Source organism: Limoniibacter endophyticus (assembly GCF_014652835.1).
In the GTDB taxonomy this organism is placed as follows: domain Bacteria; phylum Pseudomonadota; class Alphaproteobacteria; order Rhizobiales; family Rhizobiaceae; genus Limoniibacter; species Limoniibacter endophyticus.
Genome location: NZ_BMZO01000004.1, coordinates 39,169 through 58,943 on the forward strand (window position 1 = coordinate 39,169; position 19,775 = coordinate 58,943).

Here is a 19,775-nt window from a genome sequence, read left to right on the forward strand (position 1 = left end):
TCCTCGGCCGTCCGCCTTAGCGGATCGGCATTCCGTATTGCAGGCCGCCCTTGTTCCAGAGCTTGTTCAGGCCGCGATCGATCTTGAGCGGGCTACCCTGACCGACATTGCGCTCGAAGATTTCACCGTAATTACCGACGCCCTTGACGATCTTGACGACCCAATCGTTTTCGAGGCCAAGGTCGGTACCGATCTTGGAGCCTTCCTCGGTGCCAAGCACACGCTTGATTTCCGGGCTTGCGTCGGCCTTTGCAGCGATTTCCTCGACATTTGCCTGGGTGATACCGAGATCTTCAGCATTCAGCAGAGCGAAATAGGTCCATTTGACGACCGAGAACCACTGTTCGTCGCCCTTGCGAACGGCAGGGCCAAGCGGCTCCTTGGAGATCAGGTCGGGAAGAACGACGTGATCGTCGGGATTGGCGAGCTGGAGACGGGTTGAGTACAGACCCGACGCGTCGGTGGTGTAGGCGTCGCAGCGACCATCCTCATAAGCCTTGGTGGTTTCGGCAAGCGCTTCGAAAACGACCGGATTGTATTCGAGGTTATTGGCTCGGAAATAGTCGGCCATGTTCAGCTCGGTCGTGGTACCAGCCTGTACGCAAACTGTTGCCCCGCCGAGTTCAAGGGCCGAATTGACGTCGAGATCCTTGCGGACCATGAAGCCCTGACCATCATAATAAGTCACGCCTACGAAGTTGAGGCCAAGCGCCGTATCGCGGTTGATCGTCCACGTCGTGTTACGCGACAGAAGATCGACGTTGCCCGATTGCAGGGCGGTAAACCGATCCTTCGCGCTCAACGGCACGAAACGAACCTTTGCTGGATCGCCAAAGATCGCCGCAGCGACAGCGCGGCAGAAGTCGACGTCCAGACCAGTCCAGTTACCCGCATTGTCCGGTGCTGCAAAGCCTGCAAGGCCGGTATTGGTACCGCAAACCAGCTCTCCGCGTGCCTTGACGTCGTCGAGCGTTGCAGCCGATGCTCCCGAAGCAGCGACAGCCAGAACGGCCGCACCTGCCAATGTCGCGATGGATTTCATCATTCCCTCATTCCTCTTATCTGAGGATGCCCCTACCAGCACCCGCTTTTCGGCCGTGAACCGACGATTCACTAAACGAACCAATCCCGACGGAAGCTTCGCCCCGCCTCCCATTCACGTGCCGTCATCGAAATTCATTCTTCGTGTTGGGTCAAGGGCGAATGAGCAATGGGCCAGAGGCAAACAGGGATTTTCAGTTGGTTTGAGACTAAATGCTTATTCGCCGTGCAGAAAGATGATGAAAACGGCACGGAATTGCTCGTTAAAAGCGCATGGACGCAATAGTTTTTCGATTCGCGGCGCGTTCACTTTCGCGTCAAGGGATCTCACTGCTAGCGCGTTGTTATAGGCTGTATTTTGCGCTTGCGCAGACGAGTCTGGGGGGCGCATTAACATAAGGATTGAAACAACCGGGAAAGCGACATGTCACAGGTGAAGAGCAAGCCGTTAGATGCGAAGATGGAGAAGATGGGCAGGGACACGCGTCTTGGCCACATAGGCAGCGATCCATTTGACTGCCATGGCTTCGTCAATCCACCGATCGTTCGCGGTTCGACCGTCCTCTTCCCGAACGCGCAGACGATGGCGACGCAGAATCAGGCCTATACCTACGGAACCCACGGAACACCGACGACGACAGCCCTTGGCAACGCAGTGAACGCGATGGAAGGTTCGGCGGGAACGATTCTTGTGCCTTCAGGGCTGGCAGCCGTCACCATCCCGTTACTCGCCTTCGCCTCAGCCGGCGATCACGTGCTGATTGTTGATTCACTTTACGGGCCGACGCGCCGCTTTGCCGACCAGATGCTGAAGCGACTGGGAGTCGAGGTTACGTATTACGCTCCCGATATCGGTGCGGCCATCGAAGGTCTCATGCGCGAGAATACGAGCATTGTGTTCACCGAATCGCCAGGGTCCAATACATTTGAGCTGCAGGACATAGATGCCATAGCCCAAATTGCTCATAGCCGCGATGCCGTCGTGATGATGGACAATACCTGGGCAACGCCGCTTTTCTACAGACCGCTCGATCATGGCGTCGACATCAGCATCCATGCAGCAACGAAATATCCGGCTGGTCATTCGGATGTCCTCATGGGCTTTGTTTCCGCGAATGCCGCAACCTGGGAACGGCTCGATGAGGCGCAAACCTTGCTTGGCACATGCGTGACTTCGGATGATGCCTATCAGGTCCTTCGCAGCCTGCGTTCTATGGGAATTCGACTGGATCATCATCAGAAGAGCGCCCTCGACATTGCACACTGGCTCGAAACTCAACCGGCCGTCGCACAGGTGCTGCATCCGGGTCTGGAGAGTCATCCGCAACACGCGCTCTTCAAACGCGATTTCAAGGGATCTTCCGGGCTGTTTTCCATAGTTCTGAAGGGCGGCGGGCTTGCTGAAGCTCACGCGTTCCTCGACGCTTTGCAGATTTTTGGCCTGGGCTATTCCTGGGGCGGCTATGAAAGCCTCGCCGTACACGTCTCATTGGCCGATCGCACAGTAACGAAAGGCAATTATGCAGGCCCGTTAATACGGCTTCAGGTCGGCCTTGAAAATGTCGAGGACCTGAAAGACGACCTCTCGTGCGCCCTCACCGCTACGAAGCTTGGATAAAAGTACAGGAAGGCTCCCAAATTGCTGTGAGCCTTCCTTGCCAAGTCAATGTGCCATCGGCAAGTGCGGCGTACGCATCGTGCCCTGTGCCGCGACCGTATCATCGCCACCATCGATCAGGATGTTCGTGATGCGCGCAAAGCTCACGAATGAACGGCGTGCATCTTCAACCGATATGTGACCGGACATCGATCCCTGACAGCAATTCATTGCGCAATTGAAGACCGGGCCCCGCCGTTCGGCAGGCCACGCGTCCAAGAACGCCTTCATGCTGCTGATATCGTCGATTGTTCTTACGTTATTATCGACAGCACAGCGGACTTTTATGGGATGCAGAAAGTCTGCAGTCATCATTTCAGCCTCCTGTCCAGCGATTCCGGCCGTTATTGCCGGCTGGCGCTAGCCATTGGCGTCAATCGTTCTTGTCGATCGGAATCCTATGTTAACCATGAAATCGCGAATGTGTTCCCGCGCATGTAAAAATTCATAATGACCAGACCTGGCGCGGCTGTGTCAAAGCAATGAGATTTCCATCCAGATCCTCTATCTCGATCAAACGCGAGATCGTTCCTTCGGTAATTTCCGAGGCGGCGACGTTCTTCAATGCAAGTCCGGCAATTTCTACGTCGAGATCATCGACGAAGATCGTGGCTCGCCCGGTTCCAGCTCTTTGCGGCTCATCCACCAACTGAAAGAGGGCAGCAGAAAATTCCCACTCCGCCACTCCGGGCATCGGCATCGCATCAGGTGCCCGCTCAAAAAGCGCCTCGAACCAGCCAATTGCCTCTTCGAACCGCGCGGAGCAAAGTACCGCGCCGATGGTTTTGATCTTCATTGTCCTTTTCCTCCCTCAAAGCACAGCAGGCGGCTTATCGCCGCCTGTGAGTTTCTTGGATTGGGAGCTGGTTCACCGTCGTAACATTCGTCCGACGGCAATCAGGATACACGCGCCGATGAACCCGGCAATGAGATAACCAAGCCACCCGCCCAGAGCGACCCCGAATATGCCCAGGATAGCGTTGGCGATGATAGCACCAACAATACCCAGGATAATATTCATGAAGACGCCCATATTGCTCTTCATGAATTGCTCGGCGAGCCAGCCAGCGACACCGCCGATGATGATTGCTGCGATCCAGCCAATACCTGCTTCGTCCATGATCTTCTCCTTTATCGGGCAAGTGCGCCCGCCCTCTCCCGCCATCTGAAATATAGTGGCATGGTAGCAACGCGGCAGACCGTGAGCGGTTCCCGAACCTCCCCCGCCAAGTCAACGTCTTATTAACTGTAAAGGTTTTAGGGTCCCCGCAATTCAGCAGCTTCGAAGATGCAGAGCTGCACACTCCGGTCGCCCGGCTGCGGCCTTTCGAGTTGCCCAGAGTTCAGGAGACGCTCCCGTGAAAAACATCATCATCATATCCGCGTTGGCTTTTTCGGTCGCAGGTTGCGGTTCGTCGCAGGCCATGCGCACGGCATCCGGTGCCGCGATCGGTGCCGGCGGCGGTGCATTGGCAGGTGCCGCGATCGCCGGCTCAGGCGGCGCCATCGTGGGCGGTCTCGGCGGCGCCGCAACAGGCGCACTCATCGGGGCCTCGCGCTAACACCAAACGTCGCTGTCGCTTAAAAATTAATCACGCACCCGCCTTGTGATTGTCATCCAATCACGGTACCCGCGTCTGAACTTGGGTCGGTCGGCAGGAAAGGATAACGGCGTGCGTCATCAGGCAAAACTGAACGATCCCCAGGGTCGCCTCGCCGCCGTCAATCGTATCGCTGTCTGGGGAAAGACCCGAAACCCGGAATTCGGCCCTCTTTCCGATCTTATCGCTTCAGTGTTTCACGCGCCAATCGCGATCGTGTCCCTGATCGACGACAAACGGCAATGGTATGTTTCCTCCATTGGCATGGAGCAATCCGAACTGCCTAGCGAGCTGACCTTCTGCCAATACACGATCCGTCAGCAACAGGTGCTCGCGATCGAAGACACGACGCGCGACGAGCGGGTGAGGAATCATCCCCTCGTTATCGGCCATCCCCACATTCGCAGCTATCTCGGCGTACCATTGACGACAGCCGATGGTTATAATGTCGGCACCGTATGCATTTGCGATTTCGCGCCACGGCGCTTCTCGGCCCGGGATTTCAGCATATTGAGCGATATTGCGAAGGTCGCGATGGGCTATTTCGATCTGCGCCAGATAGCCATGCGATCCCTTGACCGGCGCGTGGTCGCGGCGAGCTTTTCTGGAGCAGGCTGAAAACGAGGTCGCCCGCCATAAGCGTTCCGGTAAACCGCTATCGCTTGCGCTTTACGATCTCGATCATTTCAAGAGCATCAACGATCGTCATGGGCACCCGCAGGGGGATATTGTGCTCAAGCGGACGGCAGCGACTGTGACCAGTGCAATGCGTTCCGGCGAAATTCTGGGACGCATAGGCGGCGAAGAATTTGCGATACTGCTCCCCGAAACGGACGAAGCGGCGGCGGTCGTTGCTGTTGAGCGGTACCGTCAGGCGATCGCGGCAATCGAAATGGAAAACCTGACAGGATGTCGAATTTCCGCAAGTTTCGGCATCGCAGCCTGGGATGCCAGCCATGAAACGGTTGAGGCCTGGATGGGGCGGACGGATGCTGCGCTTTACCGCGCCAAGGAGATGGGCCGGAATCGCTATGATGTCGCCCGGCAGGATAATGATAATAATGTCGGTGCTTCGCAGAGATAGGTCTTAAGCGCGAAGAAGCGGCGCAATGAAACCATCGCGCCGCTTCCTCCATATTATCTTGCTGCGTTGTCAGAAGACTGCGAGATATCGCAGCAGCGCAATGACGCCAATGATGATGACGATGACGCGTGCGATCTGCTTCACGCCGCTGTCGAGCGGCAACATGTTGATCAGATAAAGCACGAGGAAGATGACGAGAAACGTCACCAGAACGCCGATCAGCAAACTCATGAAAAGTCCCCTCTATTGAATTGCTTGAATAAACTCTTCATGAGGGAATTAAGTTCCGCAACACGATCAATGCGGACTAGACAACTTCATCAGCACGATCCCGCTAACGATCAGCGCACCCGCCAGCAGGCGCATTGGAGTGACCGCCTCGCCGAGCGCTGCGATGCCTATGGCAAAAGCCCCGACCGCTCCGATCCCCGTCCAGATAGTATAGGCAGTGCCGAGCGGCAGGGTCTTCATCGAAACGGACAGCAGCCCGAAGCTGGCAATCATGCCGATCAGTGTCAGCACCGTTGGCGCAAGCAACGTAAACCCTTCCGAACGTTTCATTTGATAGGCCCAAAAGATTTCGAGAAGCCCGGCTGCAAATAGATAAGTCCAAGCCATGACCGGCCTCCGTTACAGCCAAGGGGCGTCACGATCTTTAAGAATAAACGGAATTCGTCCCCTGCTCTCGCCCGTAACGGTCAGCACCATATAAAAGGCGGAAGTGGTAAAGGCGATCTTGTGACAGCGTAACTCGCGCGCATCAAAATCAAACTGATGGAAAAATTGTTCTACCGGACCAGCCACGCCGATCTCCTTCTGGTGGATCGGGTCGTCCCGGATAGTGGTCAAAGACGCAGGTCGTCCCGCGCGAAGTTCCTTCTAACGTCCGGGCGTATGGTGTCAAGATCAAGGGCGGCGACTGGCGCAGTAGGTTGTGCCGTGCATGGTGCAGGCAAAGATTCGTGCGCCGGAGATCATTTGAAGCATTTTCACTGCCCGCCACCTTTCCAGAAGTGGCGGGCAGTAACCAGGTTGAAATAATGCGCAACCAACCCGCTACGTCGGAGAACGTTCGGCTGGAAGTACCTTCAACGCGGTTATTTTCTTGGTGCGCCCACTCCAATCAATGACATCGATGCTCTTTCCCTCGGGGAGTCCTATAAGAGCGGCACCGATTGGCGTCATGATCGACACCCTCCCTTTGGAAATGTCGGCGTCACGCGGATAAACGAGGGTAACCGTCTGCTCGGCACCATCTGACATGGAATAGGTGACAACCGAACCCATCCTGACGATTCCCGGCTTCAATTTGCTGCTCTTCACGATCTTTGCGCGGTTAAGCTCTGAAATTATCTCCTCGGCTACTGCCAATGATTTCTCGGCTGCAGCGAGCGCGATGCGCATGATTGCGTCGAAGTCTTCTTCGCAAACGGTAATTGCCGGGCGTGCGCCCACTTTTTTGGACATAGCTATGTTCGCTGTAATCGCCGCTCTCAGCCAACAGCGAGAGCGGTCCAATTGAAAGGAAAGAAAGCGGATAACCCCGATACCTACGGCGCCTTGCGCGAACTAGGTTCGGGGCATCCATGGTTTGGCGCGCGTCACGCGGCCAGTAAGGGCGCTTCTTTCAAATCTCAACATATTCCGACGATGGTTGGCTGGTGACCTAAAGTCAAGGAGGAGATCAGCTAGGCTGATATAAGAGAAAATAGATGATTGCAGCCGATGCGAGAAGCCAGATGAGGATGACAATCGCCGCGCCAACCGTGCTGGTCGGTCTAATTTCCTGTTTCAGCGCAAGCTGTCGGAACTCGGTCATCAGAGATGGGGGAATCATTCGGACGGCGACCATGATGCCGAAGGGCACGATCAACAGGTCGTCAACATATCCCAGTACCGGGATGAAATCGGGAATAAGATCGACCGGGCTGAGCGCGTAAGCCGCCACCGCAGCTGCAAGGATTTTTGCACGGACAGGTGTGCGCGGATCGCGTGCCGCAATCCAGAGCGCCACGATATCGCGCCTCAACGCGTGTGCCCAGTTCGTAGCTTTTTCCCACGCCATCCGCTTCTCGATATTTTCGTCTGAAAAAGCATACTTTCCTTCACCAAACGCCCCACACTGCGCCATCTGTCAATTCCCCTGCGCGATTTATCGGACAAAGCGATGGTAACGTGCGATGATAATTCTGCCGCAGCGATCATGCTGGAGTGCAACAGGACAAATCACCATGGCCAAAGGTCAAAAAAAGAGTAATCGCGAAGTCAGGAAACCGAAGCAGGAGAAGCCGAAAGCCTCCGCAGCCAGCCCAAATGCCGCACCTCTGCTCGGCGAAAAGAAGACCAAGAAATAATTCCAATTCGGACATACCGGATCGATTGACCGCTGAGATTGTTGACCTTCATCTCAATGATGGAGGGACCAGCCATGAACACAGCCAATCTGCAACTTGAAGGCCTTTGTCTTGCCATCGCGTCGGTCAACAAAGCACTCGTCGAAAAAGGTCTCTTGACGACCGAAGACGTGGACACGGCCTTGCGCAAGGCTGAGGCCGCCGCACGCGGCGATGAAAGGTTTGTGGATCAGCTGTCGCCAGCGCACCGCGATGCCGTTTGCTTCCCTATCAGACTGCTTCAGATCGCCAATGAAACAAGCGATCAACGCGCGTTCGACTTCTCGCATCTCGCAAAGCGCGTAGGCGAGACAAAGGACCAGTACAATGATCAGCTCTAATGGAGGGAGAAACCGATGAAAGCGAAAATGGCAAACAGTCCTGGCGATCTGACCAGGACTGCGCCGCTCGATTCGGACAAATCGCCTCACGCTGAGCCAATCGAAGCAAACGAAGCACTGCATCGGCATAAGCAGGAGGAAGATGAACCGGCGCTTCCAGACACAAACATGCCCGGTCTGCGGGATTGACGTCGGTGGGAACGGTAAGCACTGCTCCTGGTGAGAAGGTTGCGCGGCAACCTCCCCTTTTTCAGCATTATGCGTTCCATCTCCGCGCTTGCCGGCAATGGGCGCTATTGCTACTTTCCCCGTCATTGAAGGAGTTCAAGCCTTGTATCGACTGTTCCTCTCTTCTGGACTATGCCTCGCGGCGATTTCCCCTGCCCTAAGCGATCCCGGCACATCCCTTACACCACCGCAACGAGAGATAATCTCGCGCAACATCGATCTGCTTCCCTCGCAAGAAGAGCGTAAGCTGGCTTCGGAATGGAACAATGCAAAGAAAGTTGCGGAGTTTATCTGCCGTCCGGCTGCTATTGCCGCGCTTCAAAAGTGGGATCAGCAAGCCGACCGCGTATTCCTCGGCACTGACGATCCAAAAACGCTGACGCTCGAGAATGACCGGCTACTGAAAGGTTCAGGGCAGGTACGTGCGGGCAATGACTGGACCACGTTTGCCTTCAGCTGCGAGCTTGACCCGAACTCTGGACGAGCCCTTACGTTCGAGACTGATCTTGCTCCAAGAACCTGATACATTTTCAGGATTGATCGGCCCCCAAGGGGCAATAGGCTCCTTAGAGGCGTCTGAACATATAGGTGGTGGCATGCCGGGCTTTGCCGTCCGGGTTCCAGGCAAAATCGGGAATCACGCCTGCAACTTCGAAACCCAGCGAAAAATATAGCGGCTCCGCGACATCGCCGGTTCTGGTATCGAGGGTTACAAGGGTTTTTCCGAGCTCCCGCGCGCATTTGAGCGCATGGTTCATCAGCGCTCGGCCGATACCGAGCCTTCGTGCCCGCGGATGGACGATCATCTTGGCAATCTCACAGCGATGATGCTGGTTTGGTGGCATGCCGGTGATGAGCTGGACGGTTCCAAGCAGCTCCCCGTCGCGCTCCGCGCCAAAAACTCTCCGGCGCCCGACGGCCATCTCCGGCTGAACCTGGGTTACCCAAAACAGTGCCGCATCTTCATAGGAGAACGGCATCATGAAACTGACAGCTGCGCCATCGGCGACGCTATCAGCGAGGATCTTGGAGAGTGCCAGAAGCCTCTTTTCGATGGCGGGAGCGTCGAGTTCAACGATTTGCACATTCATAAGGCCGACTCCTCAAGCCATGGCGATGATATAATGAGCGGACTGTTCGCCAGTTTCGAAAGACGAAGCGCCATACAGCCTGTATCGCAGACAGTCGCCCGGATGCAGTTGGTATTGGACACCATCGACGGTAAGAAGGAGGGCGCCAGCCAACAGCAAGAGATGGTGCTCATGCCCGGGAAATGCCGGGTGATCATAGGTAATGCGCTGATTAGGAGCAATTTCGCACGCAATCATCTCGAGCTTCAAACTGCGGCTCGGAGGTGAAACGGCACGGCGAGCAAAACCGTTTTCCCGGTCAGTCCATACACTCTGATCACCTTGGCGTACGAGCGCCGGAAACTCCTGCTCAAGGGGCGCCAGAAGCTGAGAAAGGGGCAGTGCGAAAGCCGAGGCCAGCCGCCCCAGCGTCTCTGCCGTTGGGCTGACCTCACCGTTTTCGACACGCGACAAGGTCGCCCGGCTCACGCCGCTTTGGTCGGCAAGATCCTGAAGAGTCAACCCACGCTCCTTTCGGAGCAGATGGAGATGGTTCGCTAGACGCTGATCATGCTGCGCAGGTGTTTCCATATTTGATAATTAATCTCATATATGATATTCGCCAAGAGCTAAATTCCGTACTGGGAGGGAAAAGCATGGCGGCTCATTGCTGAAACCTGCGTCTCCAGCATATTTTGCGAGTAGCCCGTTGAAGGATCTCTTCGGGGATTCTTATCGACCCGCGAATCTCAAGAGTGAGCTTAGAAAATGCGGATCATCATCCACACGCTCGGCACGCGTGGCGACACGCAACCTTACCTTGCTTTGTCGCGCCGACTGAAGGCAGAAGGTCATGAGGTGATGCTCGTGGCCCCAGCGCAGTTTGCGAACATGGCCGAAGCAGAAGGAATAGATTTTTCGCCCCTGCCCGCGGAGTTTCTGGCCATGCTCGATTCGCCGGAAACGAAAGCACTGATAGGCAAATCGGGCGCCGGCTTTAGCGTCGGTTTCAAACTTATCAAGCACTACCGCCTTCTTGCCCGCCATGTACTCGACGCGGAATGGGAAGCCGCCCGAGCATTCCAGCCCGATGCCATCGTCTTCCATCCGAAGGCACTCGGCGCTCCTCATATCGCAATGAAGCTCGGTGTTCCCCTCTTTCTCGCCTCCCCGTTGCCAGGCTTTACACCGACATCCGCCTTCCCGACACCCCTTCTGCCCTTTTCCACGCTAGGACCGTTAAATCGCATCAGTCACGCGCTGATGATCCATGGCGGCAAGGTCATATTCTCGAAAACAATCCAAGCATGGCGGGACGAAGCGCTCGACCTCCCCGCACGAGGTAAGCCCGCACGGCTCACCGGAACGCTTTACGGCTACAGCCCGCACATGGTCCCGAAGCCCTCTGATTGGGGGCCTGACGTTGCCGTGACAGGCTACTGGTTTCTCGACACGCCTGACTGGCATCCCGATGCCGAACTGGCTGCTTTCCTCGCTGCCGGTGAACCGCCAATCTATGTAGGCTTCGGCAGCATGCCGGGCGTCGATCCAGATTTGACAGGACTGGTGATAGAGGGCCTGCGCCGCGCCGGCAAACGCGGCCTGCTCGCGACGGGTGGAGGGGCGCTGGAGCAAGCCCGCGCGTCCCACTCCCTCCATGTGATTGCCGGCGCGCCACACGATCACCTGTTTCCACTCATGCACGCGACATTGCATCACGGAGGTGCCGGCACCACGGGAGCGGCGCTGCGGGCAGGCAAGCCAACCGTCATCTGCCCCTTCTTCGGTGATCAGGCGTTCTGGGCACGCCGTGTGCAGGAGCTCGGCGTCGGACCGAAACCGCTCGACAGACGAAAGATGACAGCCGATGATCTGGCGACTGCTTTTCTCGCTTGCGACGAGCCGGCCATGCGTGCGCAAGCTTCCGCATTAGGAGACGCCCTGCAGGCAGAAAACGGCGCCGGAACGGCTGCTGCATTCATCACGTCTCGAATCCGATCATCTCGAGCTTGATCGTTTCGCCGGGCATGAATCGGATATCCCAGCTAATCCTTCTGCTATCTCCCTAGCGAATTTCGATCGGGGTCGTGAAACCCTTATGCCCCACCTTTGTTTCTCTTGGAACGAAGGAAGAAACGATGAAGAAGCATTCGAAACCTGAAATTTTGGGGAAGTGGAACTGACCGACGACCTCGCACTAAATCCAGGCATCGCCCCCAAGGGTGCACAGGGCGCGGCCCGGAGGATCGATGGCGAAAACAGTTTTCCAAGGCGACGTCGGTAACGATTTACGCGGACCGGCGCCCTAATCCCCAATCAGAGCGGACGCACAAAATAGCTAATCTGAACCGGCGTCTGCATGTCATGAGGAGGACAAGATGACTGGCAAGAAAACGCATGAAAAGCAGGTGCGGACGTTTGAACGACGGGACGATTACCACCGTCGCGACGATCAAATCGACAGCGCACCTGGAACCAATCTGAAAAATCAGGAGGCTCGACAGAGCGAGTTCCCGGTCAGCCGTGGCGGCATGAACCAGGAAAGCCGTCAGCACAACAAACACAATGATTCAGCCAAGGGCGGATCAAAGTAAACACCGAGCGTCTAAGCTACCGCCAGGCAGCCGGCGGCTTGGCCGGGATCTGTCGGAGCGATAAGGAACAGGAGCGCCGGACCAGAAGGATCAGGCACTCCTGCGTCCTCACAGCTTAAAATCGGCTTCCCAACTTGATAGCAAAACTATGGCTCCGACTGTCGCCGTCAGTGCCGAAGGCGGTCGAGTAATTGACGCCGAGATTCCAGCCTGCGCTGGTCTGCGCATCAAGACCAATTCCCAAAGCGAGATTGTCGCGCGAGAAAGCTTCAATATCGAGCGCGTATGGCAAGGTATCGAGATCGGCATAACCCAGGCTCGCACGGCTCGACCCCTCGAAGTCATGAGTATACTCCACCCTCCCGCGCGGCGTAAGCACTCCCCACGCAGTGGGAATCGCTTGTTCGAAGCGCATACCGAGGGTGCCCGACAGCGCGTCGAGTGACTGCCTTCCATAGGCGAGGTTCCACATACCGGCGCCCGTCTCGGTGGTGCCATCAAGCACTGAGCGCGACGCGGACAAGCGGGCATATGGCGAGACAAGACGGCCGTCCCGGCGGTGCTCATAGCCCGTAGAAATAGAGGCGAACCATTGGTCGCCACTGCGTTTTCCCCTGGCTATATCTTCAGTCGCCGTCACGAACCGGCGACTATCGAACTGGAGTGTACTGTAACCCGCCAAGCCGTCAAAAAAGATGCCAGGTGCGGGCCGATAGCTGCCATAGGCGGCAAGTGAGAAGGCTTCCGCACGGCTCTCGGTGCCATGGGAGCCGACATCGGTTTTCTCGTGGCCGTAGCCTGCGCCGAAGCCGGCAGTAAACGTTCTGCTGAAGCGATAATCGGCGCCGCCGCTTACCCCGACGAGCGTGTGTTCCAGATTGAAATCATTATTGTCGTTTGTACCAAAATTGACATAGCCCCCGGTCCAGAAGGCCCAGTTGCTGTCGCGTCCTTCAGGCACTGGAGCAAACAGCGGCTCGACGGAAGCCTTCTCACTTGTCGTCGGCATTGCCCGCTCGAGCGCTTCGCGGGCGGCGACATCACCGCGGTCTTCCTCCTCGACAAATGCGTTGGCACGCTGTGACATCTGCGCATTTATATTTACCCCGACCGAGTTCTTGCGCCGATCACCCTCGTCGTGAAGCTGTTCCAGCCTGCGGCTGAAATTGGTAATCTGCGTATTGGCGAAGCGCTTCGCACTCTGTGTCTGCGCACGTAAAAGACCGGCCACCTCGGGATCGAGCGAGGGATCGGGCCGCGCGACTACCGTAAGGGCTATTGTCGCCGGATCCGATGTGCCGTCGGCATTGGAGAGCGTATAGGTCATGCGCACCGTGCCGGCGAACGCGCCTGCGGCAGTAAAATGCAGCAAATAAGCCGCAGCCTCTCGCTTTACATGAACCTCTCCCGCTTCCTTGTCAGGTGGCGTGACGATAGCCGCAGACACGAAGGGCCCGTTCTGCGCACCCTGCGTCAGGTCGAGAGTCCCGCTCGTGCCAGCCAAAACGGTGAGCGTGTGATCCCGGGCAACCGGCAATACGAGACTTTCCACGTTTAGCGCATAATCCCGCGTGCCGCTGAAGCCCTCCGCATTGGTCGCAGCAACCGTGAAATTGAAGCTGCCGCCTTCAGTCGGAACGCCAGAAAGCACTCCGTCCGTCCCGAGCACCAAGCCGTCGGGAAGCCTGCCGCTTGTTATCTTGAAGCTATGAGTTGACGTGCCACCGGAAGCGGTGATCGACACTGGACCGAAAGCTGCACCGATCCTGCCGGCAGGAAGACTTGGCGGGCTCACCAATATAGCCGGAGCATCAACTCCGAGCGTGTAGCTGCCCATGCCTGCGTCCCCATTGGCATCAGTGGCGGTTACAGTGAATGTGAAGCTGCCGGCCTCGGAGGGTATTCCCTTGAGAGAGCCATCGGTCCCAAGAGTGAGCCCAGCCGGGAGGTTCCCCGCGGTCAAGGAGAAGGCATAAGGTGCAGTTCCGCCGGTTGCGCCAAAATATTGTGCGTATGTGCTACCGCCGGTGATCGCGGGCAAAACACCCGATACTGGCGACAGGGTGATTGTCGCGGGCGCCACCACCCAAGGCGATCCGCTTGCAAAAGCGGCATTGCGATTTCCAGCCCTGTCTTGCGCTGCACCCGATACGACGTCCAGGCGCAGCGTCCCGGATCCCGACACCAGATTGATCTGCACCAGATAGCTGATATTATCTGCCGTCTGCAGCGCTGACACCGTTCCCACGGCTGTACCAGTCATTGTGAGTATCAGGTCGCTCATGGTAAAGTCGGTAACGACTTCGGAGAAAACCACCTGAAAGGTCAAGCTTTTGGTATCCGGAGCCGGGCTTCCGACGACGCCGGTCGAGAGAACTGCGGGAGCGACACCGTCAATCAGGACGCCACTGGTCGACGAAACATTATTCAGCGTAGAAACTGCCTCTGTCCCTGCTGCGTTCCGGATGGCACCACCATTACGCTCGATCGCCGATCCGAGTTGTATGCCATTAGTGTCCAGGTCTCCCGCCATTACCGTCAAGCTGAAATTTATTGCGGTCGAACCGCTGCCCGCCAGATAAGTCGCCCGGCGGGTTGTACTGCCCACGGTCACCGGAATGTATGGCATTCCTCCACCAGTATTGACGATGACGGGAGAATCAAAATTGGCTGTGAAAACTAGATCCGCGCCCACGCCATAGGCATCACTTGCAGGCACAAGAACGGAGGTAATGACGGGCGGCGGTGCGGCCACCTGTATGGTCGCCGTGGCCGGTGCAGACGTGCCCGCAGCGTTTGTCGCGGTATAGGTGAAGCTGTCGGTACCGTGGAACCCCGGGGCAGGAGTATAGACAATCTCCATCCCTGAAGCGGACACGCTCACTGCGCCGTTGGAAGGAGCAGACGCAACTGCGACAGACACAACATCCACACCCTCAATGTCGAGATTCACAGGGTTACTCACGCTCCCTGCGTTCACCAGTGTAGTGGTTGCGCTCGCTGTTGGAGGACCATAATTGGTCAGCGTGAAACCGACCGCTGCCAAACCGGGGGCGATAGCGAAGACAGAATAAGAACCCGCTTCTCCATTTGCCTGCGCCGTAACGCTCGCAATTCCGTCCGCGCCGGTCACCGCCGTTTGAGACGACAATCGGGCGGAAGGTCCCGGATAGGGTTCATTGAAAGTCACGGTGACTCCCTGCACCGGATTGCCACTGGCATCGATGACTTTTGCTTTCAGAGGCGCCGCGAAGGCAGTATGGACGGGCACCGACTGTCCGGTTCCCCCGTCGACAACAATTGCGGCGGGCGGTGCCGCCTGAATGACGAAATTGGGCGAGCAGTTGTAGCCGGGTTGTACTGCTGCGCCACCCCCGTCTATCGTCAAATTGAAAGCGCCAGCTATCCCGTTGGCGGTGGGCGTAAAATTGATCTGGCCGTTTGAGTCCGTAATCTCCGTGATTTGCGCCGGATCAGTTCCAGCCCCCTCCGCCGGACTTGTGAATGTGACTGCAACTCCGGAGGCGCCAGCTCCATTCGACATACTGTAGATGAAAACGTGCAGGTTGCCGAAGTTCTCGCCTACCCCCGCCACCTGTGGCGAACCGGCGACGCATTGCATCATCAGGGATTGCGCGTTCGCGGGCTGAGTGGCCGTCGCGCATATGGCGACAAGGAGAATAGTCGCTATCCCCGCACTGAAGCACCCCGCAATAGCTCGCGCTAAACATCGTGCGCCCAGTGCGCCAAATCCACCCTGACTTTTCATAAGGCCCCCGCCCCTTTTGATGAGCACCTTATGGTTTAACTACCCCGCTCATCTTGATGACAAGGTAGGCAGGTGTTTCCGGACAAAGTCAATCGTTTCAGCGAATAATCCGCCTTCGGGGCCTGAACCGGCCGCGTCTTGCTATCGAAACACGGACCGTCCGCACATCCCGCAAATAGCACTAGTCTCTGGTCGCCGCATTGGACGTAGCTCGACCTTATCGATACCCATCGCCCCGCAGATCATCAGGACAGCCATGATTGGCGCTCGATTCGAAGCGTTGGATAAATCCACCAAATCTCGATTCTGTTTGTCTTCCCCCGTACGGCCGCGCTCCCTTCCTTGCTCGAGATCATCTAACGGTCTAGAGTGCAGTTCTAATGTTGGAGATATAATTGCAAATACATTTGAGAGGCATTGAGCTGGTCACCCAGTTATCGGATGCGGCAGACCATCCAGACCACTTTTCGGAAGATGAGCTTTCAAAGCTCGTGAAAGAAGCTTCCGAAGTCATCGCAGTACTTTTGGAGCGGGATATCGTTAAAATACGTGCATCCAGCGACGCACCAGTTCCTTGAAATGTCATTTTCGACGTGAACCGTCGCCGGCTCGATCACCGTTTCCTCCCAATGTGATCAAGCAGAATCTCCCTGGCGCAATGGTTCCCCAAAGCGCGCCACCGGCTACGGTTGCGTTCATGTGATCTTCCTTTGCTCAAAGAAAACCCGCCTCTCAAGGCGGGTGATGACGTGCGAATGGTAGAGTGACTTACTGCGATCGTGATTTCATGAAAGCAGGCATCATGTAACGCTTACCGTCATGATCGAAGAAGGCGAACATACACAAGATCGCCAGCCCCACGCGAATGTTGGAACTCATCCGCAGACTAAGGATCGCCGACACGGAAAAAGCCAACATCAACTGGACGACAGGCAGATAGTACCTAAACTGAATGCCACCGCGATAACCCGTTGCACTGTGATTTCGGTACATAATGAAGATGTGCATGAGGCCAAACACAACCAACGCTCCAAGCAAGCCTAAGGCTACGCAACGAAGACGAGCGCTTGTGATCGCGACTAAGCAACTAGCAACTGAAACAAGGTACGCCAGCGACCAGAAATTCACATAACCTTGCGTGTAACGATAGACCGTATGTGAGTATATACCGGACATTTGCGTCAGCATGTCACGGGCATACTTATCGAGGTAGCGACCAATATCCATCGGCTCCGCCATGAAGGCCTGAGGCACTTGAGCTTTCGCCATCACGTAAAAGTTCACAGGTCGCGGGAACGGCTCTCCATAAATCCCAACGATAGTAGCGTAATAGAGACAGAAGAGCGCAAGTGGCAAGGCAACCATCGGCGATATGATAGTTTCCGGAATACTCTTAAGGCCACGGCTTCGAAGCGCAACATAACAAGCAGGCAGCAGAATCATACCAGCCTGTATCGCCGCGGTTGCTTTAACAAGCCCAGCAAGAAGCACGAACGCAACAGCCGCATTGAACCACTTGGCATCACATGATGCGTGATAACGCGCGGCAGCCGCCGCTGTGGCAAAAACCAGGAGGGTTGCGAAGTTATCGTTGTTTACGCCGGTCGCTAAATAAACGAAGTACGGCACCGTAATGGCGCACACAGCCGCCACAAGGCCGCGCATCGCATTGCCCGATATCGTTTTCGCGAAGTCGAAGATCACGATAACGCTAAGGAGACCATACCCGTAATTCGCAACGTGCATACCTACGACGGGATCAGCGAAGAACGCCGCGAATTTTCCCGTCAAGAAGTAATAAAGAAACGGGTGCTCCAGGTAAACCGCGCTAACGCCCGGTGTATAGTTCGGAGTTATCCCACCGAGAACGACATCCATAACATAGGTGATATGGTGCCTCTCATCTGGATGTTCGTTAGGTTTAACGAATAGAGAGAACCAGCGATAATACACAGTGTAAACCGCTGCAATTACGACATGCGGCACAAATCTATCGACATATTTCACGGATGCCTAGCCTCGCGCCACGCGCCATTAGTCCAGGCTTCATTCTGCCAATGAGGATAAGCGTAAGCATACGCAGCAGCGCCCACGAAAACCAGCACACAAGACGCTGCGACGATCTTTCGTTCCTTCATTTTCCACGCTACCAGCATGAAAACGGAACCGCCCAGAAGGCCAAACAGACCCACTAAGCCTAACACCGTTGCAAATATAGGATTCATGTCTAAGCCCCCGCTCACGCGGCGAACTTAGACAGTAAATCGCAGCTCCAAGCAACCCCTTTAATTTGGCAAGCTGTCTATGACGGTAAAGTAATCATAGTAAGAGTGGTAATGTTGCAGAAGAGTACACCTCGCGCCCAAGCGTCAAACGACACACAAGTAAGAGCTAACCTCGAACCTCCCTGAGTCCGCGGCAAGCCATTCCTACGCGCAGCGGCATTTGGTAATGGGTTCGCTGGTATGTGTGTTGAGGCGGGGGTTTCTAGATGTGCGCATGCCCTCGAAAGCTTCTTGCACATCCCCACCGAAAGCGGCGGAAGTCAGGCTGAATTGAAGGCACTATTCGGCTGGAGCACGGATGCCATCGCCAGCCTTTATATTCGCGACGAAAATAACCAGACTAATCAATCGTTTATAAAAATCATTGGCGATCCCGGCAGGATTCGAACCTGCGACCATCGGCTTAGAAGGCCGGTGCTCTATCCAGCTGAGCTACGGGACCACGCGGCGATGAAATCGCCAGTGGCAGGTTCGACAATCGCTCAGTGCGTCCAGGGCACGATGCGGTCGAAGCGGAAATTATCGGAATAGGCAACCTTGGCGCGACTGGTTTTCTTCGGTTCCATCAGACGATAGGCAATGCCGTTCTTCTCGGCATAGGCCACGGCCTCTTCACGCGTGTCGAAAAAGAGCCTGATCTGGCTCTTCATGTCACCAGAGGTCGTATAGCCCATCAACGGATCGATCGTGCGCTGCATTTCAGGTTCGAATTCGAGAACCCATCCACCTGTCTTTGCCTTGCCGGACTGCATTGCTGTCTTTGCTGGGCTGTAGATGCGCGCTGACATGAAACCTCGTCATCAAAAGCATACGGGAACTCGAAAATAATCCATTCCCGTTTTGCGTGCAATGGTCGGAGTGGAGAGATTCGAACTCCCGACCCTCTGGTCCCAAACCAGATGCGCTACCAGGCTGCGCTACACTCCGTCTTGCACTGTGTGCATGCTCGTATTTTTTTTACCGAGAGAAAGCAAGAGGAAAAACTCGATATCCGGCAAATTCTGCACTGACGCTACGCTCAAAGCGTCTCGATCGCCTGCGTGGCGATGGAACGCGTGATACGGCTTTTTTGCTCCAGCGCCAGTTGATCCATGCGTTCCACGACGAGCCGCGCAACATCCAGAGAGCGCTCTATGCGCCGCACAATAAATTGCGCAAGTTGTGGATCGATCTCGATCTGACGATCGGCGAAGAGCTTGAAGATGACCCCTGTCAGGAGCGAATCGTCTGGCGCCTCGATTTCCACCTGCGCTGCGGCACGCAGGCGCGAGCGAAGATCTGGAAGGCCGATTGCCCAGTTTTCCGGGCCTGCCGCGCCCAGAAGCAGAAGATGGCTGCCATGCGCCTTCACCTCGTTGATGAGATGAAACAGCCCCGTTTCATCGATTCTTCCCGCATCCGCATTGTCGAGCAGTATGGGATGCGTGCGGGCTGCCTCAAGAAGTGCCTCATCGATGGAGGTGATGTCGCCTTTCACTGCGCCCTGCTCGGAAAGCCAGATAGCGCCAATATGCGATTTGCCCGCGCCTGCAGGACCGTTCAGCACCACAACCGATGCTGGCCATTCCGGATATCGGTCGATAAGTGCAACGGCCGCCGCATTCGCTGGCGCAACAATCAGGTCGTCACGCGTCAGCGCCGGCTCGTGAGCGAGCGTCAGCGGCAATTGGCGCGGTGGTGGCGTGTTCGTCATGGGCAACGCATTACTCGAA

Annotated in this window: 24 protein-coding genes and 2 tRNA genes; 9 read left to right on the top strand and 17 right to left on the bottom strand. The window is 56.2% G+C overall.

The features are described from left to right. Positions 1-16: 16 nt before the first annotated feature. Positions 17-1,042, bottom strand: a complete 1,026-nt coding sequence (locus IE151_RS06655) for an amino acid ABC transporter substrate-binding protein (protein ID WP_189489470.1) — start codon at positions 1,040-1,042, stop codon at positions 17-19. Positions 1,043-1,465: 423 nt separating this feature from the next. Here IE151_RS06655 and IE151_RS06660 point away from each other — a divergent pair, with 423 nt between their 5' ends. Continuing rightward, entirely contained in the window at positions 1,466-2,659 is a 1,194-nt protein-coding gene (locus IE151_RS06660; RefSeq protein ID WP_244636641.1) for a cystathionine beta-lyase, read from the top strand. A gap of 45 nt (positions 2,660-2,704) precedes the next feature. On the opposite strand, the gene IE151_RS06665 is transcribed toward IE151_RS06660, so the two are convergent. The 3 genes from IE151_RS06665 to IE151_RS06675 form a co-directional block, all read right to left on the bottom strand. Further along, on the bottom strand, positions 2,705-3,013 hold the full coding sequence (locus tag IE151_RS06665; protein ID WP_189489149.1) for a DUF982 domain-containing protein: 309 nt from the start codon (positions 3,011-3,013) through the stop codon (positions 2,705-2,707). A gap of 130 nt (positions 3,014-3,143) precedes the next feature. Further along, positions 3,144-3,494, bottom strand: a complete 351-nt coding sequence (locus tag IE151_RS06670; RefSeq protein ID WP_189489151.1) for a VOC family protein — start codon at positions 3,492-3,494, stop codon at positions 3,144-3,146. Positions 3,495-3,566: 72 nt separating this feature from the next. Next, the gene (locus tag IE151_RS06675) at positions 3,567-3,818 is read right to left on the bottom strand and encodes a GlsB/YeaQ/YmgE family stress response membrane protein (protein ID WP_189489153.1); all 252 of its coding nucleotides are present in this window, start codon (positions 3,816-3,818) and stop codon (positions 3,567-3,569) included. Positions 3,819-4,056: 238 nt separating this feature from the next. Here IE151_RS06675 and IE151_RS06680 point away from each other — a divergent pair, with 238 nt between their 5' ends. The 3 genes from IE151_RS06680 to IE151_RS06690 all read left to right on the top strand — a co-directional run bounded on the left by IE151_RS06680 (position 4,057) and on the right by IE151_RS06690 (position 5,383). Then, positions 4,057-4,260, top strand: a complete 204-nt coding sequence (locus tag IE151_RS06680) for a YMGG-like glycine zipper-containing protein (protein WP_189489155.1) — start codon at positions 4,057-4,059, stop codon at positions 4,258-4,260. A 111-nt stretch (positions 4,261-4,371) separates the two neighbouring features. After that, positions 4,372-4,917 (top strand): GAF domain-containing protein, encoded by a 546-nt coding sequence (locus IE151_RS06685; RefSeq protein ID WP_189489157.1) that lies wholly within the window; start codon positions 4,372-4,374, stop codon positions 4,915-4,917. Further along, positions 4,874-5,383, top strand: coding sequence for a GGDEF domain-containing protein (locus IE151_RS06690; protein ID WP_189489160.1), 510 nt, complete (start codon positions 4,874-4,876; stop codon positions 5,381-5,383). The genes IE151_RS06685 and IE151_RS06690 overlap by 44 nt, the downstream gene beginning before the upstream one ends. 69 nt (positions 5,384-5,452) lie before the next feature. On the opposite strand, the gene IE151_RS06695 is transcribed toward IE151_RS06690, so the two are convergent. The 5 genes from IE151_RS06695 to IE151_RS06715 all read right to left on the bottom strand — a co-directional run bounded on the left by IE151_RS06695 (position 5,453) and on the right by IE151_RS06715 (position 7,448). Further along, entirely contained in the window at positions 5,453-5,614 is a 162-nt protein-coding gene (locus IE151_RS06695) for a Thivi_2564 family membrane protein (protein WP_189489162.1), read from the bottom strand. A 66-nt stretch (positions 5,615-5,680) separates the two neighbouring features. Then, positions 5,681-6,001: a DMT family transporter gene (locus tag IE151_RS06700; RefSeq protein WP_189489163.1), complete on the bottom strand. Its 321-nt coding sequence runs from the start codon at positions 5,999-6,001 to the stop codon at positions 5,681-5,683. 12 nt (positions 6,002-6,013) lie between these two features. Further along, on the bottom strand, positions 6,014-6,187 hold the full coding sequence (locus tag IE151_RS06705) for a hypothetical protein (RefSeq protein ID WP_189489164.1): 174 nt from the start codon (positions 6,185-6,187) through the stop codon (positions 6,014-6,016). Between the two features lie 252 nt (positions 6,188-6,439). Next, on the bottom strand, positions 6,440-6,850 hold the full coding sequence (gene rnk, locus IE151_RS06710) for a nucleoside diphosphate kinase regulator (RefSeq protein WP_189489165.1): 411 nt from the start codon (positions 6,848-6,850) through the stop codon (positions 6,440-6,442). A gap of 217 nt (positions 6,851-7,067) precedes the next feature. After that, a complete protein-coding gene (locus tag IE151_RS06715) occupies positions 7,068-7,448 on the bottom strand; it encodes a YkvA family protein (protein WP_189489166.1) in 381 nt (126 codons plus the stop codon). Positions 7,449-7,811: 363 nt separating this feature from the next. On the opposite strand from IE151_RS06715, the gene IE151_RS06720 reads away from it, so the two are divergent. The 3 genes from IE151_RS06720 (at position 7,812) to IE151_RS06730 (ending at position 8,868) form a co-directional block, all read left to right on the top strand. Beyond that, on the top strand, positions 7,812-8,117 hold the full coding sequence (locus tag IE151_RS06720; protein WP_189489167.1) for a hypothetical protein: 306 nt from the start codon (positions 7,812-7,814) through the stop codon (positions 8,115-8,117). A gap of 15 nt (positions 8,118-8,132) precedes the next feature. Then, positions 8,133-8,306 (top strand): hypothetical protein, encoded by a 174-nt coding sequence (locus tag IE151_RS06725; protein WP_189489168.1) that lies wholly within the window; start codon positions 8,133-8,135, stop codon positions 8,304-8,306. 142 nt (positions 8,307-8,448) lie between these two features. Continuing rightward, a complete protein-coding gene (locus IE151_RS06730) occupies positions 8,449-8,868 on the top strand; it encodes a hypothetical protein (protein WP_189489170.1) in 420 nt (139 codons plus the stop codon). Positions 8,869-8,911: 43 nt separating this feature from the next. On the opposite strand, the gene IE151_RS06735 is transcribed toward IE151_RS06730, so the two are convergent. After that, entirely contained in the window at positions 8,912-9,436 is a 525-nt protein-coding gene (locus IE151_RS06735) for a GNAT family N-acetyltransferase (protein ID WP_189489172.1), read from the bottom strand. Between the two features lie 12 nt (positions 9,437-9,448). Beyond that, the gene (locus IE151_RS06740; protein ID WP_189489174.1) at positions 9,449-10,006 is read right to left on the bottom strand and encodes a helix-turn-helix domain-containing protein; all 558 of its coding nucleotides are present in this window, start codon (positions 10,004-10,006) and stop codon (positions 9,449-9,451) included. Between the two features lie 177 nt (positions 10,007-10,183). On the opposite strand from IE151_RS06740, the gene IE151_RS06745 reads away from it, so the two are divergent. Continuing rightward, on the top strand, positions 10,184-11,428 hold the full coding sequence (locus IE151_RS06745) for a glycosyltransferase (RefSeq protein WP_189489176.1): 1,245 nt from the start codon (positions 10,184-10,186) through the stop codon (positions 11,426-11,428). 365 nt (positions 11,429-11,793) lie between these two features. Further along, on the top strand, positions 11,794-12,009 hold the full coding sequence (locus tag IE151_RS06750; RefSeq protein ID WP_189489178.1) for a hypothetical protein: 216 nt from the start codon (positions 11,794-11,796) through the stop codon (positions 12,007-12,009). A gap of 115 nt (positions 12,010-12,124) precedes the next feature. Here IE151_RS06750 and IE151_RS06755 read toward each other — a convergent pair whose 3' ends face one another. From IE151_RS06755 to IE151_RS06780, 6 genes are all read right to left on the bottom strand, one after another. Continuing rightward, a complete protein-coding gene (locus IE151_RS06755) occupies positions 12,125-15,634 on the bottom strand; it encodes an autotransporter domain-containing protein (protein WP_189489183.1) in 3,510 nt (1,169 codons plus the stop codon). Positions 15,635-16,546: 912 nt separating this feature from the next. Next, a complete protein-coding gene (locus tag IE151_RS06760; protein WP_189489184.1) occupies positions 16,547-17,785 on the bottom strand; it encodes a glycosyltransferase family 39 protein in 1,239 nt (412 codons plus the stop codon). 643 nt (positions 17,786-18,428) lie between these two features. Further along, a tRNA-Arg gene (locus IE151_RS06765) sits at positions 18,429-18,505 on the bottom strand. A gap of 40 nt (positions 18,506-18,545) precedes the next feature. Next, complete coding sequence (locus IE151_RS06770; RefSeq protein WP_189489185.1) at positions 18,546-18,851, bottom strand: ETC complex I subunit; 306 nt, start codon at positions 18,849-18,851, stop codon at positions 18,546-18,548. A gap of 62 nt (positions 18,852-18,913) precedes the next feature. Further along, positions 18,914-18,990, bottom strand: a tRNA-Pro gene (locus tag IE151_RS06775). A 91-nt stretch (positions 18,991-19,081) separates the two neighbouring features. After that, a complete protein-coding gene (locus tag IE151_RS06780) occupies positions 19,082-19,756 on the bottom strand; it encodes a P-loop NTPase family protein (RefSeq protein ID WP_189489186.1) in 675 nt (224 codons plus the stop codon). Positions 19,757-19,775: the final 19 nt, after the last annotated feature.